The organism is Streptomyces sp. NPDC002577, assembly GCF_053594815.1.
In genome coordinates, this window is record NZ_JBSFWK010000035.1 from 76,188 (window position 1) to 99,446 (window position 23,259).

The 23,259-nt window shown below is 69.0% G+C and carries 28 protein-coding genes; 11 read left to right on the forward strand and 17 right to left on the reverse strand.

The genetic code is table 11. The features are described 5' to 3' along the window. Nucleotides 1-19 precede the first annotated feature (19 nt). The 3 genes from ACWD4J_RS32075 to ACWD4J_RS32085 are packed head-to-tail and all read left to right on the forward strand — an operon-like array spanning nucleotide 20 to nucleotide 3,937. A complete protein-coding gene (locus ACWD4J_RS32075) occupies nucleotides 20-1,696 on the forward strand; it encodes an FAD-dependent oxidoreductase (protein WP_451398974.1) in 1,677 nt (558 codons plus the stop codon). Then, nucleotides 1,693-3,129: an ATP-binding protein gene (locus ACWD4J_RS32080; protein ID WP_451398975.1), complete on the forward strand. Its 1,437-nt coding sequence runs from the start codon at nucleotides 1,693-1,695 to the stop codon at nucleotides 3,127-3,129. The genes ACWD4J_RS32075 and ACWD4J_RS32080 overlap by 4 nt, the downstream gene beginning before the upstream one ends. A gap of 31 nt (nucleotides 3,130-3,160) precedes the next feature. Then, complete coding sequence (locus ACWD4J_RS32085; protein ID WP_451398976.1) at nucleotides 3,161-3,937, forward strand: GntR family transcriptional regulator; 777 nt, start codon at nucleotides 3,161-3,163, stop codon at nucleotides 3,935-3,937. A 93-nt stretch (nucleotides 3,938-4,030) separates the two neighbouring features. On the opposite strand, the gene ACWD4J_RS32090 is transcribed toward ACWD4J_RS32085, so the two are convergent. Together ACWD4J_RS32090 and ACWD4J_RS32095 are read right to left on the reverse strand one after the other, a co-directional pair. After that, nucleotides 4,031-4,906 carry an NmrA/HSCARG family protein gene (locus ACWD4J_RS32090; protein ID WP_451398977.1) on the reverse strand — a complete coding sequence of 292 codons (876 nt, stop codon included), beginning with the start codon at nucleotides 4,904-4,906 and terminating at the stop codon, nucleotides 4,031-4,033. Nucleotides 4,907-5,088: 182 nt separating this feature from the next. Then, nucleotides 5,089-5,535 (reverse strand): MarR family winged helix-turn-helix transcriptional regulator, encoded by a 447-nt coding sequence (locus ACWD4J_RS32095; RefSeq protein ID WP_451398978.1) that lies wholly within the window; start codon nucleotides 5,533-5,535, stop codon nucleotides 5,089-5,091. Between the two features lie 91 nt (nucleotides 5,536-5,626). Between ACWD4J_RS32095 and ACWD4J_RS32100 the strand changes: the two genes are divergently transcribed. Beyond that, the gene (locus tag ACWD4J_RS32100; protein WP_451398979.1) at nucleotides 5,627-5,977 is read left to right on the forward strand and encodes a DoxX family protein; all 351 of its coding nucleotides are present in this window, start codon (nucleotides 5,627-5,629) and stop codon (nucleotides 5,975-5,977) included. A 44-nt stretch (nucleotides 5,978-6,021) separates the two neighbouring features. Next, nucleotides 6,022-6,591, forward strand: coding sequence for a TetR-like C-terminal domain-containing protein (locus ACWD4J_RS32105; protein ID WP_451398980.1), 570 nt, complete (start codon nucleotides 6,022-6,024; stop codon nucleotides 6,589-6,591). Between the two features lie 55 nt (nucleotides 6,592-6,646). Here ACWD4J_RS32105 and ACWD4J_RS32110 read toward each other — a convergent pair whose 3' ends face one another. The 13 genes from ACWD4J_RS32110 to ACWD4J_RS32170 form a co-directional block, all read right to left on the reverse strand. Next, nucleotides 6,647-7,096 (reverse strand): MarR family winged helix-turn-helix transcriptional regulator, encoded by a 450-nt coding sequence (locus ACWD4J_RS32110; protein WP_451399003.1) that lies wholly within the window; start codon nucleotides 7,094-7,096, stop codon nucleotides 6,647-6,649. Nucleotides 7,097-7,589: 493 nt separating this feature from the next. Further along, nucleotides 7,590-7,991 carry a nuclear transport factor 2 family protein gene (locus ACWD4J_RS32115; protein ID WP_451398981.1) on the reverse strand — a complete coding sequence of 134 codons (402 nt, stop codon included), beginning with the start codon at nucleotides 7,989-7,991 and terminating at the stop codon, nucleotides 7,590-7,592. 105 nt (nucleotides 7,992-8,096) lie between these two features. Beyond that, the gene (locus ACWD4J_RS32120; protein ID WP_451398982.1) at nucleotides 8,097-8,864 is read right to left on the reverse strand and encodes an SDR family NAD(P)-dependent oxidoreductase; all 768 of its coding nucleotides are present in this window, start codon (nucleotides 8,862-8,864) and stop codon (nucleotides 8,097-8,099) included. A 129-nt stretch (nucleotides 8,865-8,993) separates the two neighbouring features. After that, nucleotides 8,994-9,575 (reverse strand): SRPBCC domain-containing protein, encoded by a 582-nt coding sequence (locus ACWD4J_RS32125; protein ID WP_451398983.1) that lies wholly within the window; start codon nucleotides 9,573-9,575, stop codon nucleotides 8,994-8,996. A 100-nt stretch (nucleotides 9,576-9,675) separates the two neighbouring features. Next, a complete protein-coding gene (locus ACWD4J_RS32130; RefSeq protein WP_451398984.1) occupies nucleotides 9,676-10,116 on the reverse strand; it encodes a nuclear transport factor 2 family protein in 441 nt (146 codons plus the stop codon). 55 nt (nucleotides 10,117-10,171) lie between these two features. Further along, nucleotides 10,172-10,927 (reverse strand): SDR family NAD(P)-dependent oxidoreductase, encoded by a 756-nt coding sequence (locus tag ACWD4J_RS32135; RefSeq protein ID WP_451398985.1) that lies wholly within the window; start codon nucleotides 10,925-10,927, stop codon nucleotides 10,172-10,174. A gap of 173 nt (nucleotides 10,928-11,100) precedes the next feature. Then, nucleotides 11,101-12,006: a VOC family protein gene (locus ACWD4J_RS32140; protein WP_451398986.1), complete on the reverse strand. Its 906-nt coding sequence runs from the start codon at nucleotides 12,004-12,006 to the stop codon at nucleotides 11,101-11,103. An 88-nt stretch (nucleotides 12,007-12,094) separates the two neighbouring features. Beyond that, nucleotides 12,095-12,787 (reverse strand): class II aldolase/adducin family protein, encoded by a 693-nt coding sequence (locus ACWD4J_RS32145; RefSeq protein ID WP_451398987.1) that lies wholly within the window; start codon nucleotides 12,785-12,787, stop codon nucleotides 12,095-12,097. Nucleotides 12,788-12,821: 34 nt separating this feature from the next. Continuing rightward, a complete protein-coding gene (locus ACWD4J_RS32150; RefSeq protein WP_451398988.1) occupies nucleotides 12,822-13,253 on the reverse strand; it encodes a nuclear transport factor 2 family protein in 432 nt (143 codons plus the stop codon). 110 nt (nucleotides 13,254-13,363) lie between these two features. Further along, nucleotides 13,364-13,825, reverse strand: coding sequence for an SRPBCC family protein (locus tag ACWD4J_RS32155; RefSeq protein WP_451398989.1), 462 nt, complete (start codon nucleotides 13,823-13,825; stop codon nucleotides 13,364-13,366). A 63-nt stretch (nucleotides 13,826-13,888) separates the two neighbouring features. Next, complete coding sequence (locus tag ACWD4J_RS32160) at nucleotides 13,889-14,788, reverse strand: VOC family protein (protein ID WP_451398990.1); 900 nt, start codon at nucleotides 14,786-14,788, stop codon at nucleotides 13,889-13,891. Beyond that, entirely contained in the window at nucleotides 14,785-15,981 is a 1,197-nt protein-coding gene (locus ACWD4J_RS32165) for an oxidoreductase (RefSeq protein WP_451398991.1), read from the reverse strand. The genes ACWD4J_RS32160 and ACWD4J_RS32165 overlap by 4 nt, the downstream gene beginning before the upstream one ends. Continuing rightward, complete coding sequence (locus ACWD4J_RS32170; RefSeq protein WP_451398992.1) at nucleotides 15,978-16,928, reverse strand: fumarylacetoacetate hydrolase family protein; 951 nt, start codon at nucleotides 16,926-16,928, stop codon at nucleotides 15,978-15,980. The genes ACWD4J_RS32165 and ACWD4J_RS32170 overlap by 4 nt, the downstream gene beginning before the upstream one ends. A gap of 274 nt (nucleotides 16,929-17,202) precedes the next feature. Between ACWD4J_RS32170 and ACWD4J_RS32175 the strand changes: the two genes are divergently transcribed. Genes ACWD4J_RS32175 through ACWD4J_RS32200 form a run of 6 tightly spaced genes read left to right on the forward strand, consistent with a single transcriptional unit; the run spans nucleotide 17,203 to nucleotide 22,419 of the window. Continuing rightward, nucleotides 17,203-17,997, forward strand: a complete 795-nt coding sequence (locus tag ACWD4J_RS32175; RefSeq protein WP_451398993.1) for a 2-keto-4-pentenoate hydratase — start codon at nucleotides 17,203-17,205, stop codon at nucleotides 17,995-17,997. After that, nucleotides 17,994-18,899, forward strand: a complete 906-nt coding sequence (locus tag ACWD4J_RS32180; RefSeq protein ID WP_451398994.1) for an acetaldehyde dehydrogenase (acetylating) — start codon at nucleotides 17,994-17,996, stop codon at nucleotides 18,897-18,899. The genes ACWD4J_RS32175 and ACWD4J_RS32180 overlap by 4 nt, the downstream gene beginning before the upstream one ends. Next, nucleotides 18,896-19,972, forward strand: a complete 1,077-nt coding sequence (dmpG, locus tag ACWD4J_RS32185) for a 4-hydroxy-2-oxovalerate aldolase (RefSeq protein ID WP_451398995.1) — start codon at nucleotides 18,896-18,898, stop codon at nucleotides 19,970-19,972. Before ACWD4J_RS32180 ends, dmpG begins: the two co-directional genes overlap by 4 nt. Further along, entirely contained in the window at nucleotides 19,969-20,748 is a 780-nt protein-coding gene (locus tag ACWD4J_RS32190) for a 2-keto-4-pentenoate hydratase (protein ID WP_451398996.1), read from the forward strand. Before dmpG ends, ACWD4J_RS32190 begins: the two co-directional genes overlap by 4 nt. Nucleotide 20,749: 1 nt before the next feature. Beyond that, complete coding sequence (locus ACWD4J_RS32195) at nucleotides 20,750-20,971, forward strand: tautomerase family protein (RefSeq protein WP_451398997.1); 222 nt, start codon at nucleotides 20,750-20,752, stop codon at nucleotides 20,969-20,971. Continuing rightward, a complete protein-coding gene (locus ACWD4J_RS32200) occupies nucleotides 20,971-22,419 on the forward strand; it encodes an aldehyde dehydrogenase (RefSeq protein WP_451398998.1) in 1,449 nt (482 codons plus the stop codon). Before ACWD4J_RS32195 ends, ACWD4J_RS32200 begins: the two co-directional genes overlap by 1 nt. Nucleotides 22,420-22,476: 57 nt before the next feature. On the opposite strand, the gene ACWD4J_RS32205 is transcribed toward ACWD4J_RS32200, so the two are convergent. Together ACWD4J_RS32205 and ACWD4J_RS32210 are read right to left on the reverse strand one after the other, a co-directional pair. After that, entirely contained in the window at nucleotides 22,477-22,941 is a 465-nt protein-coding gene (locus tag ACWD4J_RS32205) for a nitroreductase family deazaflavin-dependent oxidoreductase (protein ID WP_451398999.1), read from the reverse strand. A gap of 126 nt (nucleotides 22,942-23,067) precedes the next feature. Next, nucleotides 23,068-23,259 (reverse strand): acetyl-CoA carboxylase biotin carboxyl carrier protein subunit (locus ACWD4J_RS32210; protein ID WP_451399000.1); only part of this gene is annotated, 192 nt, incomplete at its 5' end.

Consider the following 23,259-nt stretch of genomic DNA (forward strand, 5'->3'; position numbering starts at 1 on the left):
GATCGAACAGGGGAGAGGCATGGCCCAGTCGGAGAGTCCGGGGCGGACCGTCATCCTGACCGTGGACGACGACCCGGGCGTGTCCCGGGCCGTCGCCCGCGACCTGCGGCGCCGCTACGGCGACACGCACCGGATCGTGCGGGCGGAGTCCGGCGAGAGCGCGCTGGACACCCTGCGCGAGCTCAAGCTCCGCGGTGACCAGGTGGCGGTGATCCTCTCCGACTACCGGATGCCGCAGATGAACGGCATCGAGTTCCTGGAACAGGCCCTGGACGTCTATCCGGGTGCCCGCCGGGTGCTGCTGACCGCGTACGCGGACACCAACGCGGCGATCGACGCGATCAACGTCGTGGACCTCGACCACTATTTGCTCAAGCCGTGGGATCCACCGGAGGAGAAGCTCTACCCGGTCCTGGACGAGCTCTTGGAGGCGTGGCGGACCACCGACCACCGAACGGCGCCCATCACCAAGGTCGTCGGACACCGGTGGTCGGCACGCTCGTCGCAGGTCCGCGAGTTCCTGGCCCGCAACCACGTGCCGTACCGCTGGTACTCCTCGGACGAGCTCGAGGGACAGCGGCTGCTGGCCGCCGCGGGACAGGACGGGCAGCGGCTGCCACTGGTGGTCGCCGCGGACGGGACGGCACTGGCGGAGCCCTCGGATCCCGACCTCGCGGCATTGGTCGGTCTGGCGACCACGCCGACGGAGGACTTCTACGACCTGGTCGTCGTCGGTGGTGGTCCCGCCGGGCTGGGCGCCGCGGTGTACGGAGCCTCCGAGGGCCTGCGGACCGTGCTGGTGGAGCGGTCGGCGACCGGCGGGCAGGCCGGGCAGAGTTCCCGTATCGAGAACTATCTCGGCTTCCCCGACGGCGTCTCCGGCGCCCAACTGGCCGAGCGCGCCCGGCGGCAGGCGGTCAAGTTCGGCGCCGAACTCCTCACCGCCCGCGAGGTGACGGGCCTGGAAGTGTCCGGTGCTGCGCGCATCGTGCGGTTCTCGGACGGCTCCGCGGTCGCCGCGCACAGCGTCCTTCTGGCGACCGGAGTGTCCTACCGGCAGCTGGCGGCGCCCGGCCTGACGGAGCTGACCGGACGCGGGGTCTTCTACGGCTCCGCGCTGACCGAGGCACCCTCCTGCCGGGGCCACGACATCTACATCGTGGGTGGCGCCAACTCGGCCGGACAAGCGGCGATGTATCTCGCCAAGGGCGCCAAGTCGGTGATCCTGCTGGTGCGTGGCCCGGACCTGTCGGCGTCGATGTCGCACTATCTGATCCAGCAGATCGAGCAGACGGCCAACATCTTCGTGCGCACGCGGACGGTCGTAGAGTCCGCGCACGGCTCCGACCACCTGGAGCAGCTGACCTTGCGCGACACCGAGAGCGGGCACACCGAGCTGGTCGACACGCAGTGGCTGTTCGTGTTCATCGGCGCGGCCCCGCTGACGGACTGGCTGGACGGCACGGTGCTGCGCGACGAGCGCGGGTTCATCCTGGCCGGGCCCGACCTGAGCCCGGACGGGCGGCCGCCGGCGGGCTGGGAGCTGGACCGGCCGCCGTACCACCTGGAGACCAACATTCCCGGCGTGTTCGTGGCGGGCGACGCGCGCGCCGAGTCCGCCAAGCGGGTCGCTTCCGCCGTCGGAGAGGGAGCCATGGCCGTGATGCTCGTCCACCGTTATCTGGAGCAGTCATGAACGGGCAGCCGATGCCCTGCGAGGAGGAAGAGCTGGCCACACTCTTCCTGTTCGAGAAGCTCACCGAGGAGCAGCTGGCGCGGCTGTGCCGCGAGGGCCGCGTGGAGAAGTTCGAGCCCGGCTACGTCTATCGCGAGGGTGACCCGGCCACCTGCTTCTTCGTCCTGCTGGAAGGCACGATCGTCATGACGCGCCGGGTCGGGGACGACGACGTGGAGATCAACCGCACCTCGCACAGAGGCGCGTACGCGGGCGCCCTGCAGGCGTATGTGAACGGCCACGAGGGCGACCGCTACCGGGGTTCTCTCCGGGTCACGGAGCCCTCACGGTTCTTCGTCCTCCCCGCCGGGACCTTCGCCACGATCATGCGGGACTGGTTCCCGATGGCCGTCCACCTCCTGGAAGGGATGTTCTTCGGCACGCAGAACACCCAGCAGACCATCAACCAGCGCGAACGGCTGCTGGCGCTCGGATCACTGTCCGCCGGTCTGACCCACGAACTCAACAACCCCGCGGCCGCGGCCGTACGCGCCACGGCGGCGCTGCGCGAGCGAGTGGCCGGGATGCGGCACAGGCTCGCGGCGATCGCGGTCGGCCCGCAGGCGCGCGACACCCTCGAGGCACTCGTCGACATCCAGGAGCGCACAGCCGAACTGGTGTCGAAGACCACGCCGCTCAGCCCGCTGAAGGCATCCGACCGGGAGGACGCGCTCGCCGACTGGCTCGACGAGCATGACATCGCGGTGGGCTGGGAGCTCGCGGCCACCTTCGTGCAGGCCGGGCTCGGCACCGACTGGCTGGACCAGGTGGCGGCGACCGTGGACGAGGAGACCCTCGACGCCGCGATCCGGTGGCTCGAGTACACCGTGGAGACCGAGCTGCTCATGAACGAGATCGAGGACTCCACCAGCCGCATCTCGCGGCTCGTCGACGCGGCCAAGCAGTACTCACAACTCGACCGGGCTCCTTTCCAGAACGCCGACGTGCACGAACTGCTCGACAGCACCCTCGTGATGCTCGCCCGGAAGATCGGTCCCGGTGTCCGGGTCGTCAAGGACTACGACCGTACGCTGCCGAGGATCCCCGCCTACCCGGGGGAGCTGAACCAGGTGTGGACCAACCTCATCGACAACGCCGTCCAGGCGATGGACGGTGAGGGAACACTGACCCTGCGCACCGCTCTCGACCGGGACCACCTGCTCGTCGAGTTCCGCGACACCGGCCCGGGCGTGGATCCCGAGATCCAAAACCGCATCTTCGACCCGTTCTTCACGACCAAGCCGGTGGGCGAAGGAACCGGTCTCGGCCTCGACATCTCGTGGCGGATCGTCGTGAACAAGCATCACGGAAGCCTTGAGGTGCGGTCCGTCCCGGGTGACACACGGTTTCAGGTACGCCTGCCTCTGACGACGGATTCACCCGACCGAAACTGAATGTGTATGCAGGTACGTCATAATGGGTGGCATGCCTCAGCCGTCCATCCGCATCCCGGGCATCGAGCCGCTCAACCTGCCGGGCGCCCGGCAGTCGATCGCTCCGTTGCACGCCTTCCTGCGTGAGTGCATCCTCGACGGCCGGCTGCCGCCGGGCACCACGCTGTCGCAGGTGGCGCTGGGCAGGCAGCTCGGTGTGAGCCGCACGCCGGTGCGGGAGGCGTTGCGCATGCTGCAGGAGGAGGGCTTCGTGGAGGCGGAGCCCAACCAGCGCATGCGCGTGGCAGGTATCGACCCGGCCGAGCTGGATGCCGACTACGCGCAGCGCATCCTGCTGGAGACGCTCGCACTGACCATGACCTTCGACAGGTTCGGTGCCCGGGAGAGACGGGAGGCCAAGGCGCGGATCACGGCGATGCGGCGTGCCGCGCGGGCCAAGGACATCGAGACGTGGTTCGTCGTGCACGGTGAGTACCACGGCCTGCTCACCGCCGGTGCGAGCGAACCACTGCAGCGCCAGATGCGTGCGCTCTCCGACCGAAGCGCGCGATACATCCGTATCGCCCAGCGCTTCGACCCCGAGAGCTGGTCCGCCGCGGGCGACATCGAGCATCCGGCGATCCTGGAGGCGGTCGTCGACGGGGATCGTGACGCGGCGGTGTCGTGTCTGGCGCATCATCTGGAGCGCACGGCCCTGCGGGTCATGCGGGAGCACGCTCCCAACCATGCGCCTACGGCTGTGCCGAGGGCGATGGCCCTGGTGAACGCGGGTCCTGCACCGTGGCCGACGGTGGACGAGGCGGCGTGAAGCAAGCGGCTGCACGGGGCTGCAGGGGGCTGCACGGGGAAAGACGCGCACGGCCCGACTCGTGGTGAGCCGGGCCGGCGGGGGAGGGATTGCTTACTGGGCCGGGGCGGTCCATTCGCGCCGGGCCCAGGCCTCCAGGGTCGTCAGCTCGGGGTGCCGGGCCCGCAGGGCCGGAAGGTCGGCGCGGAAGCCTTCCTCGTTGAACCAGCCGAACATGAGGCCCATCTCCTCGTTGAACTGCAGTACCTGCTCGATGGGAAGCTCCTGGAAGGTGGTGGGCAGGCCCGACACCTTCTCGAACACCTCGGCCATCTGCGGCCCGGTCAGTTCGTCGGTGGCGAGTTCCAGCTGGCGGCCGATGTACTCGTCAGGGTTCTCGAAGGCGTCCGCGGCGAACAGGCCGATGTCCTCCGGGGCGAACATCTGCAGCTTGGTCTCGGGCTTCAGCCCCAGCGCGAGGACCAGCCCGTCACCGGCGCGCTGGGGGCCGACGAACGCGAAGTTGTTGATGAAGAACGCCGGGCGCAACACGGTCGTCGGCAGCCCCAGTTCGGCGATGTGCTTCTCGATCCGGCCCTTGCTCTCGAAGTGGGGGACGCCGCTGTCGCGCTCGGCACCGCCCACCGAACCGTAGACGAAGTGCTGCACCTTGGCCCGCGCCGCGGCGTTGGCGACGGCGATACCCTGCCGCTCCTCGCCCTCGACGCCCTCGGGGCCCATGAACGTCTGCACGCTGTAGACGCCGTACACACCGCTCAGGGCGGCGTCGAGCGACTGCGGGTCGTCGAGGTCGCCCGCCACCACCTCGGCGCCCGCCTCAACGAGGGCCTGGGCCTTCGCCGACTTCGGATCGCGGGTGAGCGCACGCACGGGCCAGCCCCTGCGCAGCAGTTCACGTGCGACGGCGCCCCCCTGGTTGCCTGTCGCACCCAGAACAAGGACGGTTCCCTTGTTGATGTCGGTGGGCATGGCGTACGTCCTCTCGATCGTTCGTTGGTCAGCCAAGTAAAAGCTAACATGCAGATTCACCGAGGGGTGGGGGTGGAGCGTGGCGTATTGCTGCGTGGGCGACTTGGCGGGCGAGGGTCCGTCGGCACATTTATTTGCCCAGGCAACTAAATGGGGCGGTGTGCCTACGGTCGGTCAGCGACTCAGCACTCGTAGTCGCTTGCGGTGGAGGCGACGCGGTTCAGCAAACCTCGCAGAGTCGCGCGCTCCTTTTCGGACAGGTCGGCGAACAGTTCGTTCTCGACCTTCGTCAACGCGGTCTCCAGGGTGCCGAGGGTTACCGAGCCGTCGGGTGTGATCTCGACGATGTGACGCCGTCGATCCGTGGGGTCGCGTCGACGGTGGAGCAGGTCTCCGCCCTCGAGGTCGTTGAGGATGGCCACCAAAACGCTGGGGTCGACGTTCAGCTTGTCGATCAGAGACTGCTGGCTAGTGGGCCCCGTGCCGAGGTGCATCAAGGTCATGGCGTGTCGAGGAGTGAGGCCGGTGGCGCCCAGGGCGCGCCGGATCCAGGCGTCCGTGATTCTCCCGTGCCAGGCCAGCAGCAATCCGAGGCGCTCCATCGGTCCTTCGGTCCTATCTGCCGTCATGTGTCAACGGTAACAGTTGCTCTACCGTGGATCTGAGGTAATCATTGAGGCGCTTCAATCATTTGCCTTCTTCTACTACCTGGAGTCGTACATGTTCGTGGGATACGTGATCGCCGCTGCCCTGGTCGCGGTGATGCTGGTCTTCTCCGGGCGCGGCATGATCGTCAAGGATGAGCGAGTGATGGCCTCCCTCGACGCCGTCAGAGTGCCGGACGCCTGGCGCCTGCCGCTGGCTGCTGTGAAGTTCGCCGGGGCGCTCGGCCTTGTGGTCGGCATCGCCTATCGGCCTCTCGGCGTCGCTGCAGCCGTCGGTGTCGTGCTCTTCTTTCTCGGGGCGGTCGGTGCACACCTGCGCGTCAAGGACGGCAAGGGGGCCGCGTTCCCGGTGATCCTGGTCGTCGTGTCGGCCGTGCCGGTCCTCTTCGGTCTTGCGTCGGCCTAAAGGACGGCGCTCAGGAAACCGCGCGAGAGAGATCCAGGTGTGCCATGGCCGCAAGGACGGAATCCGAGCGGGGGGATGATGAGATCTACGAGGCGGTCCTCGAGTTGCTGCGCGAGGTCGGGTACGACTCGCTCACTCCGGACGGGGTCGCGGCCAGGGCGCGGGTCGGCAGGGACATCTTGCTCCAGCGGTGGGGGCGCAGGTCACAGCTGGTGGCCGCCGCAGTGCATCACCATGCATGTGGTCAGGTGATGTCGGTCGATACCGGCTCCTTGCGGGGTGACCTGCATGAGATCGCACGGATCGTCGGCGAGGCCGGGGGCCGCGGGGGTGCGGTACCGGTGGATGCGCTGAAACGGGCCATGGAGAGCCATCCCGAGCTGACTGCCGCCGTACATGAGCGGAAGATCGAGCCCGAGCCGCTGCGCCGAGTGATGGATCGGGCCGTTCGGCGCGGGGAGATATCGCCGGACAACCCCGCGCTCGACTTTGGACCGGAACTCGTCATCGGAGCCGCGTACGGCCGGCTGGCGATCGCGGAGGCGGGGGTCGACACCGCCTACCTCGTTCGCGTCATGGAGGCATCCGTCCTGCCTGTGCTGCTGCGGCGCTGAGCCACGCGCGGCGTCCCGGATTCGCCGCGTGGGTGTCGCCGCTTTTCCTGGCCGTTCAGGCGTCGTGCGACGTGGCGCGGGCGAGGCTCTTCTCGATCCGTCCCAGGACCTCGATGGCTTCGGCCTGCTGGGCCGGTGTCATGCCTTCGGCGACGCTGGTCTCGAGGTCCATCCAGACCTGTTCCACCTCGCTGCGCAGGGCGTTGCTGGCCGCTGTGGGTTCGACGATGGTGACCCGCTTGTCGGTGGTGGAGGGGCAGCGGCGGACGAAGCCCGCGTTCTCCAGGCGCCGGATCGTGCGCGTCATGGTGGCGGCGTCGGAGCCGAGCAGGCGGACCAGGTCGGTCTGCCGCTGGGGGCCGCGATCCCACAACTGCATCATCACCAGTTCCTGGCTGGGATGGAGACCGACTCGCCGAAGTAGTTGGCCGGCCAGCATGCGGTGCAGACGAGCGACACGGAAGATCGCATGATTGATGGCGCCAGCCGCAACGGAATCCGGCATGCACACATCCGCCGGTCCCTTGGTGTCGATTGTCGTCGGCCGACGGGCGTCTGTGGTCTCCGGCTGGCTCATGGGTTCCTCGTGTGGCCTTTTACAGTTGCTTGAACAAGTAAAGAGTACAGCGCCGGGGTCGCGGAGGGGCTGCTGCTAGGCGAGACCCCGGACTCAGGCGCCGGTGTGGTGTGGATCACATATGAATCGGGATTGATTCATGGAGTTACTTGTTCGGACAGTAGGCTGGTCCTGGGTGGCCTCCCACCCTCCCGCCACGCCTTCTCGTCGAGCCCGGCCGCCGCCAGGTGGTGGCGGGTGCGGGCCATACCCTTGCCGCCGCGCACCACGCGTAACCGGCCCGCAGCCCCGTCCGCCTCCACCCCCGCCAGCCGGTCTTGGAGGGTGTGCAGGCGGCGGGACTTGGCCTGTCACTCGCGCCGCGCGGAGAAGGTCTTCAGCTTCGGCGTGGACGGTGACCGTCCCGCCCGCGACACAGAGGTCAGGGTGCGAAGAGTGGGGTGACGTCTGCGAAGACCTGCATGTCGTCGATCAGTCCGTCCGACCGGCGATGCACGACCGTCGCTGCCGGCAGGCACATCACCTTGCCGTTGTGGCAGGTGTACTCGACTTCGGCGACCAACACGGCCGACTCGCCGCACTCCCACACCTGGGTGAAGCGGTGCGCCGTGCCTCGTATCGTCCCGAGGAACGCGTCGAACGTGGCTCGATACTCGTCCAGGCCCACAGTCGGCTCCGCGTTGCCGAACCGGATGCGGGCGTCCTCGCTGAAGCGGGCGAGTATCGCCTCCATGTCCAGACCGTCGAAGCATGCGTACAGCTCGCTCACCCAGGTGGGTGTCTCGCCGGTGTTCCGAGCGGTGTGCAGTTGGGTCTCGGTCACGATCTCTCCCTGAAGTCTGTCGTCCCTTGGTGATGTGCTTGCTGTCCCCGTGGCCGCATGCGGTCATGGTGGATCCGCTCGGGCTCACCCCGAGCGGATCCGGGCTCAGGCCCGGGCGAATCCCCCGTCCACGACCAGCGTCTGGCCGGTCATGAAGGCGGCCTCGTCGGAGGTCAGGAACGACACCGTGCCCATCAGGTCCTCCGGGACACCGGTGCGCTTGATCGCCTGGGTGGTGAGGATCGCGTCGAAGATGCCCAGCTCCTGTTGCGGCCCGGAGAGGGTGCCCGGTGTGCGGACCAGGCCCGGTGCGATCGCGTTCACGGTGACCCCGTGCTCGCCGACCTCGGCGGCGAGCGTGCGGACGAAGCCGATCACTCCGCCCTTGCTCGCCGTGTAGGCGACCATGCCGGGCGGCCCTGAGTGGAAGGTGGCCGAGGCCATGACCACGATGCGTCCCCAGCCGTGCTGCTTCATGCCGGGCAGGAACGCCTTGCTCAGGTGGAAGAGGGAGTCGAGGTTGACGTCCATGATGCGGCGCCAGGTCGCCCAGTCGGTCTCCTCGAAGGGGACGATGGGGTAGATGCCGGCGTTGTGGACGAGGATGTCGACGTCACCGAAGCGGTCGGTGACGGCCGCGGCGAACCGGGCGACGCTGTCGGCGTCCGATACGTCGCATCGGGCGGAGAACGCCTCGCCGCCTGCCTCGCGGATCAGCTTCTCGGTCTCGTCGGCGGGGCCGAGGTCTGCCACGGCGACGTTGTGGCCGTCGCGCGCGAGCCGGAGGGCGTAGCCCTGGCCGATGCCCGCGGCGCCGCCTGTGACGACGGCTACCTTCTTGATTCTCTCTGTCTCGGTGGTGTCGGATGCCATGCCGGCTCTCCTTCGTACGGTGATCTGGCGGGCTTTGCTGAGAAGGGCACTCTCGATCGACCTTGTCGTGTGGGGGGTGGGGCTCAGGGGGCGCTTCCCGTGCGGCGGGTGCGCCCCCGTGTGGTCAGGTCAGGCCTCGGACTTCTGGATGCCGAGGAGGTGCTCGTAGTACGCCCGCTTTTCGGCCTGGTCCTTCTCGAGGTAGGCCAGGACAAGGGCGTAGATCTCGTCCTGCTGGATGGTGTAGTGCTCGTCGTGGCCGGCGAGGAGCTGGCCCAGCTGGTCCATGTGCAGATGCCAGGCGGCGCTGAAGAGGTGCTCGCGGAAGGCGGAGTGGGGCAGGGCGTGGGTCAGCGTGAGCTTCGAGCCGTCGCCGTCCGCCTCGACCGCCCACCGCATGGTGGTGCCCTTGAGGTCGGGGGTGTGGCCCCAGGCGGGGACCTCCCAGGTCAGTGCCACTACCTGCTGCGGTACGTACTCGAGGACCTTGCCGTAGACCGTCGCGCCCATCTTCGGCGCGATCTGGATGACGACCTCACCGCCCACGAACGGCTCCAGCTTGTCGACCGGACCGCCCAGCCACTTCGCGAGCAGCTCCGGCTCGGAGACGAAGCGCCACAGCTGCTCCAGGGGTGCGTCGAAACGCCGCTGGAACTCCACCTCGTTCATTTCGAGGGTGTGCCTAATGGTCCCGTCCACGTTCTCAGGCATGGTGTCCCGTCTTTCGTCTCGTGATGTGATGCGATGCGCCGCAGGGCGCGCGAAGTCACCCTGTGCGGCAGGTACTTGAGAGGGTCGCTGGTTGGCGTGGTCAGGTGTTCGCCGTCGGGGTGGCCTGTTGCCACCACGGATAGCGGTCCGCGTCCTCGTGGCCGAGGTCGGGATCGAAGTAGACGTGCATCCTGCAGATTCGCCCGTCACGGAAGTCGAAGACGGCGCAGAAGTGCCCGGGGATGTCCTTGCGCCCGTCCCAGGTCCGGCCCGTGACGGTCTCGCCCTCCGTGGTGCCTTCGACGACGACTCGGTCGCCCTGTTCGACGATCTGGAACTCGTCGACGTGGTGCTTCATGCGACGGAACATCGCGCGGCCCTTGCCTGCCGCGACCATCGCGTCGAGCCCGGCGGCGACGCCGAACTTGGGGGTGTAGATCTTGACGTCCTCGGTGAACAACCCGGTGGGGTCGCCCGTGATTCTTCCGTCGGCTATGTCGTAGAAACGCTTGATCGTCGTGACGTTCGCAGAGTCGGCCATGCGATCTGCCTCCCTGAAAGGTGGTTGTCGTGGTCCTCCGTCGATGGGGGACCGGTCAGTGGGCCAGATAGCCGCCGTCCACGTTGAGGACCGCTCCGGTGATCAGCGACGCCTCGTCGCTGCACAGCCAGGCCGCCGCGGCCGCGACCTCCTCCGGCTGCCCGGCTCGGCCGATGGGCTGCCGGGACAGGATGGCGGCCACGGCGTCGGGCGGATTGGCCGCCGTCATCGGCGTCTCGATGTAGCCGGGGGACACCGCGTTGACGCGGACGCCCTGGGCGGCGTACTCGATGGCCGCGGTCTTGGTCAGACCGGCGACACCGTGCTTGCTGGCCACGTACGCCGCCTGAGTCGGCATTCCGGTGTGGGCCCAGATCGAGGCCGTGTTGACGATCGCGCCACCGCCGGCCTCGAGCATCCGCGGGATCTGGTGGCGCATGCACAGGAACACGCCGAGGAGGTTGACGTTCAACACGCGAGTGAACTCCGCCTCCGACAGCTCACCGGTGAGCGCCATGGTGAACGTGCCGGCGTTGTTGTGGGCGAAGTGCAGCCCTCCGTACGTCGCCACGATCGTGTCCACGGCATCCCGTACCGCGTCGCCTGACGCCACGTCGGTGTGCAGGAGGACGGCCTTTCCGCCGGCGCTCTCGATGAGGGACACGGTCTCCTTGCCGCCCTCGGTGTTGACGTCGCACACGCCCACCGCCGCCCCGCGGGCCGCGAACGCCAGGGCCGAGGCTCTGCCGATTCCCGATCCGGCGCCTGTGACCATGGCGGCGCGCCCGGCGAACTGCGCGGATGTTGTCATCTCGTCCTCTTTTCGGCAGGGGGATGCGTGCGAGCGTTCCGCTGGAATTGCGGTGATGAATCCGCGGGCCGGTGGGGGCTGATCGCGCCCACGCGGCGGAGCCGAATATCGACACAGCCCCGCGCCCCTTACGGGGCGCGATACCGCGGCCGGCCTCTGCCGGCGGGTGCGCGTCACTCCGGCTTCGGCTCGAAGTTCTGCAGGAACTCGTCCGGCATCATCGGGCACCACACCGCGGGCGGGACGTCCCAGTCCTGGCCCTTCCAGTTCTCGCTGATCTGGTCGATGTCGGAGAAGTACTCGATCCAGCTGCCCCATGGGTCCCGCAGGTAGTGGAACAGGTTCGAGCCCAGGCTGTGCCTGCCGAGGCCCCAGCCGACGGTGTGTCCCTTGTCGGCCATGACCTGGGCGCCCATCGCCAGTTGGTCGAGGTTGTCGACCTCCCAGCTGGAGTGGTGCAGACCGGGGTGACTGCTCTGGATGAACCCGAACACGTGGTGGTCGCCGGGCCCGGAGTTCATGAACACGGCCTTGCCGGTGATCCGGTCGGACAGCCTCAGGCCGAGGGTGCGCTCGTAGAAGTCCTGCGAGTGGTTCACATCCGAGGAGAAGATCAGCATGTGTCCCAGCCGGCGGGGGCGCGGCGCGGTGTTCGCGGTCAGCCAGCGTGCTTCGTCCACTCGCTGGTAGTCACCGGCCACGTTCTGCTTGACCGGTTGCACGGGGCGCGGCGCGGCAAGGTCCCGCTCGCGCACGTTGACCGCGTTGCCGTCCGGGTCGCGGAACCACAGGCCGCCCTCGAGGCCGCCTGCCGGCGCGTCCTGCAGGGCGATGCCGAGCGATTCGAGGTGGCGCTGCAGCTCGGGCAGCGAGCCGTCGGGCGCCGCGAAGGCGACGTGGTGCAGGCGCTTGTCGTGTCCCTCGACGAGCAGTGTCTGGTCCTGGTCCCGGCCGTCGCAGCGTACGACCAGTTGGTCGCCGTTCTCGTCGACGTTCAGGCCGAAGTCGGTGTAGAAGTCCTTGCCCTGGGCCAGGTCGGGCAGTTGGAGGCCGTAGTGCAGCAGGCCGCTGACGCGCATGGTGCTTTCCTTCGTCGGTCGGTCCTCCCCGGGATACGGGGCGGACGCTTACGTCACTCGTGGGTGAACGGTGGCGGTGGGTCAGGGCTCAGGGGCCGTCGGGTCTTCGCAGGTGTACCCAGAGCCGGTCGAGCAGGGGCGGGGCGGCTGCCCGCCAGGCCGTGATCTCCTCGGATGTGAGGGTTTGGATCGCCCCGGCCTGCCGTGCCGCGAGGTGCAGCCGGCAGGTGGTGTCGAGGAGCCACATGCGGGCGACGGCATGGCCGGGGCTGCCACCGGTGGTGACGGCGCCGTTGCCCCGCAGGACGAGTGCGTCGGAGTCGCCGAGCGTGCGGGCGGCCCGTTCGGCGATCTCGGCCGAGCGCATCAGGCGCGCGTCGTCGTGGACGGGTACCGCCTCGCCGAGCATGGCGCCCTGTCCGTGCAGGGGCGGGATGCTTTGCGAGATGACCGCGCCGGCTGCGAAGGCGTACTCCGGTATGGCGCGGGCGACGGCGTGTACGTCCGGTCGTGCCTGGTAGACCGCCAGGTGGATCCATGCCTCGCCCGGTGCGTTCGCCGGGAGCGCCGTCGAGTCCAGAGGGATCTCGAGGAGTGTTTCCTCGGTTGCCTGGCTGAGGTCGATCGCGGGTGTGATCAGCATCCGGTCGCCGCGTCGGGCCGACACGTGCCCGAATGCTGCCACCAGGCCGAGCGCCGCGAGGGTGCGTGCCGCGGCGACCACCTCCCGGGCGGTGGCCGTGCGGTCCACCGTCGCTTCGGTCGTGACGTGCCCGGTCATGGCCGATCCGCCGTTCGGCCGGGGAGCCGGCCGGTCATCCATCCACCTCGTGGGAGGCCGCGGATTCCGGCTGTCCGGTCACGGACTCGGCGTCGAGGGCCGCGAACAGCGGTGCGGCGTCGATGTGGATCCGCAGGGAGGTGATCAGACCCGAGGAGTCGCGGGCGATGACCGTGGCGCAGGGGAGGACCACCTCGGTGCCGCCGCGTGTGGTGTAGCGGACGCGGGCCTCGAGGACAAGGGTTTTCTGGTCGACCGTCCAGCGGTTGCACCACTCGTGCCGCATGCCCGAGAGCGCCGCGCGCAGGTTCTCCAGTACTTCACGTATCGCGTCGTGACCGATGGCGGGCGGGTTGTTGCCGAAGACCAACTCCCCGTCCGGGGTGAAGCGGTCGAGGACGCGGTCGGTCAGCTGGGCGTCGACATCGGCGTAGAAGGAGTCGATCCAGTCGGACATGTCAGACATCTTTGTCCCTTTCGTCCGTACTCAGTAAGGGGTGCGAGCTCAGTGAGGGGTGCGGCCGCGATAGAGGGTGCGGCCCCAATAGGTGCGACCGGTCAGGTCACGTGCTCGCGTCACGCGGCGTCGCTGACTGCGATGCGGCGCATGGCGTCGCGGGTGGCGGTGAGGGCCTGGATGTAGTCGCCGGTCATGGTCTTGGCGTACTTCTCCTCGGCCTCGGAGTTGCCCGGCGTGCCGGCGAGGACCAGGGCAAAGCTGAAACGCAGCTGCATGTCGTCGCCCTCGCCCTCGATCTCGTTGGCGATCGTGCCGAGGATCGGGCCGGACAGACGGGTGAACACCACCCGGTGGGGTTCTTCGAGGGTGATCCGCTCCCGGAACACATCGCCCCGGATACGGATGTCCCGGTCGAAGCAGGCGTCGTCGTAGCGCTCGACGACCTTGCAGTCGCTCATCGCGGGCACGAACGGCAGGGCGTTGTTGGCCTTGAGGACCAGACCCTCCCAGACGGCGGCGCGGTCGAGCCGGGGTTCCCCCGGTTCGTTGACGGGGATCACGTGGCTCACGAAGATCATCGATCCTCCTTCGGCCGGCGGCACTGCCGGCCTCGTGTCGGCTGTATGCGGTACCGGGCCGGGCTACGACGTGGCGGCGGATACCTGCTGAGGCAGCTGGCGCTGCCGGGTCGTGGGCGCCACCGGGCCGCGCCACATGTCGATGGACGAGGGCTGCTCCAGGTCGAACACGCGTGGCGTCCACGCGGCGTCGTCCTCGATCAGCTGCCCGCCGAAGGCGTACTCGTAGGTGAGGTTCTCGGGGCCCCGGAAGTAGAGGAAGACCGATCCGGAGGTCGGGTGGCGTCCCGGTCCCATGACGATCTCCACGCCCTGGTCGACCAGGAAGTGCCAGTTGCGCATCAGGTCGTCCAGGGAGTCGACCTGGAAGTTGATGTGGCAGAGCGCCGCCTCCTCGCCGCGGAACACGGCGAGTTTGTGGTGGACCGGGTCGATGCGCATCAGGCAGGCGCCGTCGCCGACCCAGTCCGACACGCGGGCGTTGAAGGTCGTGGACCAGAAGCGGTACGCCTCGTGCACGTCGGGGGCGTCCAGGCACAGGTGCCCGAACTCGGTGATCCCCGACCCCCGGGCCAGTCGCACAGGATCCGCGGAACGGTACTGAGCCGCCGCCAGCTCGACACGGTTGCCGAACGGGTCGTCGAAGGCGATGTACTCCGACACACCGCGCGAACGCGCCCCAGCCCGGTCGCCGCGTTCGACGCTCAGGCCCTGCTTCTCCAGTTCGCTCTCCGCCTCGGCCAGGGCCTCGGGCCCCGCGACCGTGAAGCCGGAGGAGATCACTCCGGAGCGCCCCTGGACGAAGGTGAGGCAGTGGCCCCGGGCGTCGGCCCGCAGATGCGCCACACCGGGCTCGTCGGAGTCGACCACCTCGAGCCCGACGATCTCACTGGCGAACCGGACGGCGCCTTCGAGGTCCTCGACACCCGAGCGCACATAGGCGATGTCGGTCAGGGTGATCACTGAGTGGCCCCTTCGTCGTAGCCGAGGTATCCACGCGACCGGGTGCTCTCGGGCCAGCTCTCGCAGATCGAGCCGGTCAGCTGGGTCCGCAGGCAGAGGGACGTGTCGCAGGCGCAGGTGTGGACCGTGTCAGCGGCGCCGGCCTGCACTTTGCGCGGCCAGTCGGGATCGACGAAGAGCGGCCGTGCCAGGCCCACCGCCTGCGCCTGGTGCGACTCGAGTACCCGCGCTGCCTCCTGGGGATCACCCAGGCCGCCGTTGGCCACCACGGGGATCTTCACCGCATGCTGCAGCGCCGCCGTGTCGTCGAGCGAGTACCCCGGCTTGTGGAGCATGCCCGCGTTGTGCGGCAGGCGCATGGTCTCGAACGTGGCAGGGATGGCGAACAGGAAGTCGGCACCCGCCTCCTCCAGCAGCGGGGCCAGCCGGACGGCGTCGTCGAGGCTCCAGCCGCCCTCCACACGCTCGTCGCTCAGCAGGTGCACGCCGACCACGAAGTCCGGACCGGTGGCCGCGACGACGCGCCGCACCACCTCAAGGGTCAGCCGGGTCCGTCCCTCGAAATCGCCGCCCCACTCGTCGGTGCGCTGGTTGGTACGCGGCGAGAGGAAGCCGGAGAGCAGGAAGCCCTGTGCGACGTGGATGTCGACCCCGTCGAAGCCGGCGCGCTCGCACAGCTGCGCGGCGCGGACGAACTCCTCGATGGCCTCCTCGATCTCCTCGGGCGTGATCTCCTGCGGAGTGACCACACGGCCCGGCGTCAGTTCGAAGGGAATCGCGGAGGGGGCGAGCCGGGGCCGGCTCTCGTACTCCTCCCAGGGACCGGCATACCGGCCGGAGTGCACGATCTGGACGATCGCCAGAGCGCCGTGCCGGCGGATCTCGGAGGCCAGCCGGCGCAGCCCCGGCAGCTGCTCTTCGTCGCTCACCAGCGTCTGCAGCGGCATCTGCCGTCCCGCGACGCTGATCGCGAAGTTCTCGGTGATCAGCACACCCGCGCCGCCCTGGGCGCGCCGGGCGTAGTGCTCGATCTCCCGGTCGGTCACGGTGCCGTCCGGGTTGGCGTAGCCGACCGACATGGGGGCCTGCACGATCCGGTTGCGGGCGCTGCGTCTGCCGAGGCTCAACGGTGTGAACAGCGGCGCGAGATCCGCCGAGTCGGTGGCGCGGCTCGCGTTCGTGCTGGAGGTCATCCCTGCTCCAGGGAGTTCAGGGCCGCCTGCGCGGACGAAGGGGCAGCGGGCTGGTCGGCTCGCCGCACGTCGTTGGCCAGTGCGCCCAGCGGTTCGATTTCGATGCGGAGCCGGTCGCCCGCTTGGAGTGCGATGCCCTTGGCGACGCCGACGCCGGCGGGGGTGCCGGTGGCGAGAACGTCGCCCGGCTCCAGGGTCATCAGCGCGCTGGCGGCAGAGATGAGCTGCGCCACGCTGAAGATCATGTCCTTGGTGTTTCCGTCCTGCTCCAGCACGCCGTTGCGCCACAGCCGGACCGGCAGCGTCTGCGGGTCGGGCACGAACCAGGACGGCGTCACACCCGGGCCGATGGGGACGAAGGTGTCGCGCCCCTTGGACGCGAGCCAGTCGTAGGCGAACGGCGGGGCCAGCGGATTGGGACGGGCGTGCAGACCGCGTGCCGAGATGTCGTTGACGATCGTGTAGCCCGCGACCGCGTCCAGCGCCAGTTCCACCGGTACGTCGTGGACGCGTCGCCCGATCACCACGCCGAGTTCGGCCTCCCAGTCGACCCGGGCACCCGGGTCGTCCGGGATGGCGATCGCGTCGTCCGGGCCGACGATCGCGGTCGGCGGCAACAGGAAGAAGTACGGCTCCATGCCGTCCGGCACGTCTCCGACGCCCATTTCCCGCAGATGATCGTGGTAGTTGGCGCCGGCGAAGACCAACTTGCCAGGGGCGGGTACGGGCGCCAGCAGTCGGGCACCTTCCAGTGGCTCACCCTCGGCGGGCTGCCAGCCGCGCAGGACCGGCACCAGGTCGGCCCAGTCCCGCAGCGCCGCACCTACGTCGGAATAGCGTGTCAGGGACGGGTGGCGCCGTACACGCCCCTCGGCGTCGGCGATGGCGACGAACGATGCGGCTCCCTGGTCCTCGGGGCGGCAGGTCACCAAGCTCCATATGGACATTCGAACTCCCGAGCTCGATTATTGGCCGCCCTAGTATTCGGGCATAGCCCGCGGCGGTGCCTTGGGGGCGGCGGCTCTGGGTCAACACTGCATACAGTTTCAGTCCCAGTCAATAGGCCGACCAAGGGTTGACTTCGATAGTCGAAAGTGCACACAGTTTGGAGGTGAACCGCCTGCCTGGACGAGGCACGGCGAGCACTCGACCGACCCGATCGGAGATCACCATGACGGACCCGACCGCGCGCCCGGCGGAACAGGACGAGGAGGTGCCGTCATGACCGCCGTGACACTGGCCGAGGCGGCCGACGCCCTCATCGGCGCCTACGACACCCGGGTTCCGATCGAACCGCTGGTGGAGAAGTACCAGAACCTGACGCTCGCCGACGCCTACGAGATCCAACTGCTGCAGATCCGCCGCCGGGTGGCCGACGGCGCGCGGATCAAGGGGCACAAGGTCGGCCTGTCGTCACCCGCCATGCAGCGGCAGATGGGCGTGGACCAGCCCGACTACGGTCATCTGCTGGACGACATGTTCTGGCTGGAGAACGCGCCCGTGCCGGCCTCCCGGTTCCTGCAGCCCCGGGTGGAACCGGAGATCGCCTTCGTGCTCAAGCGGCCCCTGGCCGGCCCGGGCGTCACGGTCGCGGAGGCCGCCGCGGCCGTGGACTTCGTACTGCCGGCCCTGGAACTCATCGACTCGCGCATCCGCGACTGGCGCATCGGCATCGTCGACACCATCGCCGACAACGCCTCGTCCGGGGGAGTCGTCCTGGGCAGTACCCCGGTCCCGCTCGCCGACGTCGACCTCCGCCTCGCCGGATGCACGCTGCACCACAACGGAGAACTCGTCGGCACCGGCGCAAGCGGCGCCGTGCTCGGCTCGCCGCTGACCTCACTGGTGTGGCTGGCCAACACCGTCGGCGCCCGGGGTGTGGTCCTGGAGGCCGGGCACGTCGTGCTGCCCGGCTCCATCACCGCTTCCGTGCCGGTCGCGGCAGGTGACACCGTCACTGCGGCCTACGCCGGACTCGGCAGCGTCACGGCACGTTTCACCGAGGAGACCTCATGACCAAGGCGACCGCGGCCATCGTCGGACCCGGCAACATCGGCACCGACCTGCTCGCCAAACTGCTGCACAGCGAGACGGTCGACGTGCGGTACATGGTCGGCGTGGACCCGGCATCCGACGGGCTCTCCCGGGCGGCCAAACTGGGTCTGGAGACGTCCGCAGAGGGAGTCGACTGGCTGCTGTCCAGGGACGAGCTGCCCGACTTGGTGTTCGAGGCGACCTCCGCGAAGGCGCACATCGCCAACGCGAAGCGCTACGCCGAAGCCGGCATCCAGGCGATCGACCTGACGCCCGCGGCCCTTGGCCCGCTCGTCTGCCCGCCGGTGAACCTGCGTGAGCACCTGGACGCCCCCAACATCAACATGATCACCTGCGGCGGACAGGCCACCATCCCGATCGTGCACGCGGTCTCCCGCGTGGTGCCGGTGGAGTACGCGGAGATCGTCGCGTCGATCGCCTCCCGCTCGGCGGGACCCGGAACGCGCGCGAACATCGACGAGTTCACCGAGACCACCTCGCAGGCCATCGAACAGGTCGGCGGCGCCCGCAAGGGCAAGGCCGTCATCATCATGAACCCGGTCGAGCCACCGATGATCATGCGCGACACGGTGTTCTGCGCGATCCCCGAGGACGCCGACCGCGACGCGATCAGCGAGTCGATCGTCCGCATGGTCGGCGAGGTGGCCGAATACGTGCCCGGCTACACGCTGCGCGCAGACCCGCAGTTCGACGACCCGCGCCCCGAGTGGAAGGACCAGGCCCGGGTGGCCGTCTTCCTCGAGGTGCGCGGCCGGGGCGACTACCTGCCGCCCTGGGCAGGAAACCTGGACATCATGACGGCCGCGGCCGCTCGCGTCGGCGAGCTGCTGGCGGGCGCGAAAAAGACGGCGGTGACCTCATGAGCCCCGAAACGACCCTTGCTACTACCTCCGAAAACGCCCAGCAGCCGCGCAAGTTGCGGATCACCGACTCCACGCTGCGGGACGGCTCGCACGCCATGCGGCACCAGTTCACCGAGGAACAGGTGCGCGGCGTCGTACACGCCCTGGACGCCGCGGGTGTCGAGGTCATCGAGGTGGCCCACGGCGACGGCCTGGGCGGCTCCAGTTTCAACTACGGCTTCTCCAAGGTGGATGAGATCCAGCTGATCGGGGCGGCCGTCGACGAGGCCACCCGCGCGAAGATCGCCGTCCTGATGCTGCCCGGCGTCGGCACGGTCACCGAACTGAAGCAGGCCCACTCCGTCGGGGCGAGCGTGGCCCGCATCGCCACTCACTGCACCGAGGCCGACACCTCGGTCCAGCACTTCACCGCCGCGCGGGAGCTGGGCATGGAGACGGTCGGATTCCTGATGCTCTCGCACCGCATCGGTCCCGAGGAACTCGCCCAGCAGGCGCGGATCATGGTCGACGCCGGCGCCCAATGCGTGTACGTGGTCGACTCGGCCGGCGCCCTGGTGCTGACCGACGCACAGGCCAGGGTCCAGGCCCTGGTGAAGGAGATCGGGCACGAGGCCCAGGTCGGCTTCCACGGCCACCAGAACCTCTCCCTCGGCGTCGCCAACTCCGTGCTCGCCTACCAGGGCGGGGCCCAGCAGATCGACGGTGCTCTGTGCGCGCTCGGCGCCGGCGCCGGTAACTCGCCGACCGAGGTGCTCGCTGCCACCTTCGAGCGCATGGGCATCCCCACCGGAGTCGACGTCGACCTCGCCCTGGCCGCCGCGCAAGACGTGGTCAAGCCGTTCATCCCGCGGCTGCCGTGGATGGACCGCTCCTCGATCGTGCAGGGATACGCGGGGGTGTACTCCAGCTTCCTGCTGCACGCCGAGCGGGCCTCGGAACGCTACGGCGTGCCCGCCCACGAGATCCTCGAAAAGGTCGGCGAGGCCGGCTATGTCGGCGGCCAGGAGGACATGATCATCGACATCGCCCTGCGGCTCGCCGAGGAGCGCGAGACGGCGGGGGCGGACCGATGACCTGGGATCTCGACCGCGCCGCGACGGCCTTGCTGGAGGCGGAGGACACCCGCACCGGCCGTGGCCCGATCACCGACGAGTGGCCCGAACTCGACCTGGACACCGCCTACGCCGTGCAGGACGAGACCCTCCAGCGCCGGCTCAACCGGGGCGAGAACATCGTGGGCGTCAAGCTCGGCCTGACCTCGCGAGCCAAGCAGGAACGGATGGGCATCTCCGTCCCGCTGACGGCCTGGCTGACCGACGCGATGCTGCTGCCCGCCGGCGAGCCGGTCCCGCAGGACCAGCTGATCCACCCGCGCGCCGAACCGGAGATCGTCTTCGTGATGAAGGACCGGCTGGCCGGTCCCGGCGTCACTGCCGCCATCGCGCTGGCCGCGGTCGGCGCCGTGTACGGCGGCATCGAGGTGATCGACAGCCGCTACCTCGACTTCCGGTTCAAGCTGCAGGACACCGTCGCGGACAACGCCTCCTCCGGCCGCTTCCTCACCGGCCCCGTCGGCCTGCCGCCCGCGGCGCTGGACCTCGCGATGGAAGCCTGCCTGGTCGAGGTCGACGGCCAGGTCGCCGACAGCGCCACCGGCGCCGCCGTACAAGGCCATCCCGCCGAGGCACTGGCCTTCGCCGCCAACGAACTCGGCCGACGGGGCCTCGCGATCGAGCCCGGCTGGATCGTGCTGACCGGCGGCATGACCGACGCCGTACCCGTACCGCCCGGCTCCACCGTCGCGGTGCACTTCACCCACCTCGGTTCGCTCCACCTCACAGGAGGCTGACATGCCGCTCATCGAAGTCACGCTGGTCAACGGCCGCACACCGGACCAGATCCGCTCGCTCATCCACGAAGTGACCGGAGCGGTCGTCAAGGCGCTGGACGTGCCGCAGCAGAGCGTGCGCGTCGCCGTCCGGGAACTGCCGAAGACCCACTGGGCGGCCGGCGACGTCACCATCGCCGAACGGGAGGCCGCGGCAGTCGAGACCGGGGGAGCGACAAGCTGATGGAGTTCTACGGCCATGTGATCGACGGCCAGGAGGTGGCCTCGCACTCGGGCGCCACCTTCACCTCCGTCGACCCCTACACCCGCGAGCCGTGGGCGGAGATCGCGCTCGGCGACCGTACCGACGCCGACCGGGCCGTGGCCGCGGCCCGCCGCGCCTTCGACACCGGCCCCTGGCCCCGGATGGGCGCGGCCGAACGCGGCCGCATCCTGCACCGGTTCGCCGATCTCATCGAGGAACACGCCGACGAACTGGGCCTGGCCGACACCCGGGACATGGGCAAGCCGATCACCCAGTCCCGAGGCACCGACGTCCCCCGTACGGCGGCGAACTTCCGCTTCTTCGCCGACCACGCCCGGCTGTCCACCTCCGAGGCCTACCCGATGGACTCGGGACACCACGCCTACACCCGCTTCGACCCGGCCGGCGTCGTCGCGGCGATCGCCCCGTGGAACTTCCCGATGATGCTGGAGTCCTGGAAGGTCGCACCGGCTCTGGCCTGGGGCAACACCGTGGTGCTGAAGCCCGCCGAGGACACCCCGGTCTCGGCCACCCTATTGGCACGGCTGGCCCTGGAAGCCGGCATGCCCCCGGGCGTGTTCAACGTCGTCCACGGGTACGGCCCCGACTCGGCGGGCCAGGCCCTGACCGAGAACCCCGCCGTGGACCGCATCACCTTCACCGGTGAATCGGGCACCGGCCGCATCATCGCCGCGGCCGGGGCACGCAACCTCACACCGGTCAGCCTCGAACTCGGCGGCAAGGGCGCCAACATCGTCTTCGCCGACGCCGATCTGGCGGGCGCCGTCGACTGGTCCATCAGGGCGATCTACACGAACTCGGGCCAGGTGTGCCTCGCCGGCTCGCGGCTCTACGTCCAGCGGGAGGTCTACGACGAGTTCCTCAGCCGGTTCGTCGCCGCGGCGGACGCGATGGTCATCGGCGACCCCAAGGACGCGGCCACACAGATCGGACCGCTGGCCTCAGCGGAGCACCACGCGAAGGTCGCTGGTTACGTGGACTCGATCGCGGAAGAGGGCGGCACGTTGTGCACCGGCGGCCTCGGCGAGGGCTGGACGATTCGCCCCACGGTGATCACCGAGATGGGCCAGGATGCCCGGCACGCCCGTGAGGAGATCTTCGGCCCGGTCGTCGTGGTGATCCCGTTCGACACCGAGGCCGAGGCGATCGAACTGGCCAACGACACGACGTACGGCCTCAACGCGATGCTGTTCACCGAGAACCTGCATCGCGCACACAGGGTCGCGGCGGCACTCCGGGCGGGGACGGTCTGGGTCAACTGCTTCTTCGTACGGGACCTGCGGGCGCCCTTCGGCGGTGTGGGCGAGTCCGGGATCGGCCGTGAAGGGGGCACCTTCAGCCGCGAGTTCTTCACCGAACCCAAGGCGGTGGTGATGCAGATCGACGCGGCCGCGGGCGGTCGTTGAGCAGGGAAGCCTGCCCCGCGCCGAGCGGGGCAGGCGTCAACGCCACTGCGGTACGCCTCAGTTGGTCGGGCGCGGCGTCAGGCGGATGATCGGCAGTTCCCGGTCGGTCTTCACCTGGTACTGCGCGAAGCGGGGTGCGGCGGTGGTGATCTGCCGCCAGGCCTCCTCCCGCTCCTCTCCGTGGAGTTGCTCGGCGAGGACGTCCACCTTGCGGCTTCCGATCTCGACCTGCACCTTGTCGGGATGGGCGGCCAGGTTGTAGTACCACGCCGGGTTCTTCGCGGCCCCGGCCGCCGAGGCCACGATCAGCCAGCTGCCGTCTCTGTCGGGAAACCAGCCCACGGGTGTCGTGCGTGGCTCACCGCTCTTGCGGCCGATGGTCGTCAGGACCAGCGCGTCCATGCCCATCAGCCGGCCTCCGCCCTTGCTGCGGATGCGCTTCATGGTCCACTTGTTGAACCACTTGACCGCGCGGCCGGGCTGACGGGTACCACGGGTGCCCGAAGGCGTATCGAAGCTCATGTGACCTCCCAGCAAGCATGCGCCTGCTAATCATTGGTCAGCCAATGGTATGCCTTTGGTGGTCACTCGGCAGGCAGTTGCCCCGGTCCGGCACTGCCAGGCGCATCGCTTGGTTACCGGTGTGAGTCAGTCCTTGATCTCGCAGATGACGGCGCCGGAGGTGATGGATGCGCCGACCTCGGCGTTGAGGTCCTTGATGGTGCCGCTGCGGTGGGCGTTGAGGGGCTGCTCCATCTTCATGGCCTCCAGGACGACGACGAGGTCGCCTTCCTTGACCTCCTGGCCCTCCTCGACCGCCACCTTCACGATCGTGCCCTG

What these genes read in the sequence shown, in the direction of transcription:
- ACWD4J_RS32100 (WP_451398979.1), top strand. Translation starts at nt 5,627, where the DNA reads ATGTTCGTGGGATACGTGATCGCCGCTGCCCTGGTCGCGGTGATGCTG.
- ACWD4J_RS32175 (WP_451398993.1), top strand. Translation starts at nt 17,203, where the DNA reads ATGACCGCCGTGACACTGGCCGAGGCGGCCGACGCCCTCATCGGCGCC.
- ACWD4J_RS32165 (WP_451398991.1), bottom strand. Translation starts at nt 15,981, where the DNA reads ATGACCTCCAGCACGAACGCGAGCCGCGCCACCGACTCGGCGGATCTC.
- ACWD4J_RS32150 (WP_451398988.1), bottom strand. Translation starts at nt 13,253, where the DNA reads ATGTCTGACATGTCCGACTGGATCGACTCCTTCTACGCCGATGTCGAC.
- ACWD4J_RS32205 (WP_451398999.1), bottom strand. Translation starts at nt 22,941, where the DNA reads ATGAGCTTCGATACGCCTTCGGGCACCCGTGGTACCCGTCAGCCCGGC.
- ACWD4J_RS32095 (WP_451398978.1), bottom strand. Translation starts at nt 5,535, where the DNA reads ATGACGGCAGATAGGACCGAAGGACCGATGGAGCGCCTCGGATTGCTG.
- ACWD4J_RS32190 (WP_451398996.1), top strand. Translation starts at nt 19,969, where the DNA reads ATGACCTGGGATCTCGACCGCGCCGCGACGGCCTTGCTGGAGGCGGAG.
- ACWD4J_RS32140 (WP_451398986.1), bottom strand. Translation starts at nt 12,006, where the DNA reads ATGCGCGTCAGCGGCCTGCTGCACTACGGCCTCCAACTGCCCGACCTG.
- ACWD4J_RS32170 (WP_451398992.1), bottom strand. Translation starts at nt 16,928, where the DNA reads ATGTCCATATGGAGCTTGGTGACCTGCCGCCCCGAGGACCAGGGAGCC.
- ACWD4J_RS32075 (WP_451398974.1), top strand. Translation starts at nt 20, where the DNA reads ATGGCCCAGTCGGAGAGTCCGGGGCGGACCGTCATCCTGACCGTGGAC.
- ACWD4J_RS32155 (WP_451398989.1), bottom strand. Translation starts at nt 13,825, where the DNA reads ATGATCTTCGTGAGCCACGTGATCCCCGTCAACGAACCGGGGGAACCC.
- ACWD4J_RS32085 (WP_451398976.1), top strand. Translation starts at nt 3,161, where the DNA reads ATGCCTCAGCCGTCCATCCGCATCCCGGGCATCGAGCCGCTCAACCTG.
- ACWD4J_RS32135 (WP_451398985.1), bottom strand. Translation starts at nt 10,927, where the DNA reads ATGACAACATCCGCGCAGTTCGCCGGGCGCGCCGCCATGGTCACAGGC.
- ACWD4J_RS32145 (WP_451398987.1), bottom strand. Translation starts at nt 12,787, where the DNA reads ATGACCGGGCACGTCACGACCGAAGCGACGGTGGACCGCACGGCCACC.
- ACWD4J_RS32200 (WP_451398998.1), top strand. Translation starts at nt 20,971, where the DNA reads ATGGAGTTCTACGGCCATGTGATCGACGGCCAGGAGGTGGCCTCGCAC.
- ACWD4J_RS32130 (WP_451398984.1), bottom strand. Translation starts at nt 10,116, where the DNA reads ATGGCCGACTCTGCGAACGTCACGACGATCAAGCGTTTCTACGACATA.
- ACWD4J_RS32125 (WP_451398983.1), bottom strand. Translation starts at nt 9,575, where the DNA reads ATGCCTGAGAACGTGGACGGGACCATTAGGCACACCCTCGAAATGAAC.
- ACWD4J_RS32195 (WP_451398997.1), top strand. Translation starts at nt 20,750, where the DNA reads ATGCCGCTCATCGAAGTCACGCTGGTCAACGGCCGCACACCGGACCAG.
- ACWD4J_RS32090 (WP_451398977.1), bottom strand. Translation starts at nt 4,906, where the DNA reads ATGCCCACCGACATCAACAAGGGAACCGTCCTTGTTCTGGGTGCGACA.
- ACWD4J_RS32105 (WP_451398980.1), top strand. Translation starts at nt 6,022, where the DNA reads ATGGCCGCAAGGACGGAATCCGAGCGGGGGGATGATGAGATCTACGAG.
- ACWD4J_RS32180 (WP_451398994.1), top strand. Translation starts at nt 17,994, where the DNA reads ATGACCAAGGCGACCGCGGCCATCGTCGGACCCGGCAACATCGGCACC.
- ACWD4J_RS32080 (WP_451398975.1), top strand. Translation starts at nt 1,693, where the DNA reads ATGAACGGGCAGCCGATGCCCTGCGAGGAGGAAGAGCTGGCCACACTC.
- dmpG (WP_451398995.1), top strand. Translation starts at nt 18,896, where the DNA reads ATGAGCCCCGAAACGACCCTTGCTACTACCTCCGAAAACGCCCAGCAG.
- ACWD4J_RS32120 (WP_451398982.1), bottom strand. Translation starts at nt 8,864, where the DNA reads ATGGCATCCGACACCACCGAGACAGAGAGAATCAAGAAGGTAGCCGTC.
- ACWD4J_RS32110 (WP_451399003.1), bottom strand. Translation starts at nt 7,096, where the DNA reads ATGCCGGATTCCGTTGCGGCTGGCGCCATCAATCATGCGATCTTCCGT.